Source organism: Halorubrum sp. Atlit-26R, assembly GCF_003666015.1.
GTDB lineage: Archaea > Halobacteriota > Halobacteria > Halobacteriales > Haloferacaceae > Halorubrum.
In genome coordinates this window covers 1-551 of record NZ_QPLT01000341.1, presented here as the reverse complement: position 1 = coordinate 551, position 551 = coordinate 1, and the positions used below count along the sequence as shown (strand labels likewise).

Below are 551 nucleotides of genomic sequence, written 5' to 3'. Positions count from 1 at the left end.
CGAGCGTGTGTACCTCCGCGTTCGTCAGTACGAGGTCCGCTGCCGCGGTCATGCGTTCGACCCCGACGCGGGAGGGCAAAACGGTTCGGGAGGCGGCGGGGTGGCCGGGCGGTGGCCGGGTGGTCTCGGACGGGGACAGACGGCGACCGTTGAAAGAACCGGAACGCGTTAGGGCCGGCGCGGGAAACGTCGGGGCATGACAGACGCCGCGTCCCTCGCCGACCGCGTTCGGGAGGGCGAACTCCGCCTCCACGAACTCGAAGCGCACGCCGACGCCGACACCGCCGCCGAGGCGCGCCGGTTGCTCGTCGAAGAACAGTCCGGCGCGTCGCTCGACGCGGTCGGGAACTACGGCTTCCCCGCGGAGGCCGCCGAGTCGGCCATCGAGAACATGGTCGGCGCGATTCAGGTGCCGATGGGCGTCGCCGGCCCCGTCAGCGTCGACGGCGGCTCCGTCGCCGGCGAGAAGTACCTCCCCCTCGCGACCACCGAGGGCGCGCTCCTCGCGTCGGTCAACCGCGGCTGCTCGGTCATCAACAGCGCCGGCGGCG

General features: G+C 72.6%; 1 pseudogene. It reads left to right on the top strand.

The annotated features are described in order from the left end of the window. Positions 1-196: 196 nt before the first annotated feature. Positions 197-551: pseudogene (locus DVK07_RS20890) on the top strand (3-hydroxy-3-methylglutaryl-CoA reductase); the annotation flags it as partial.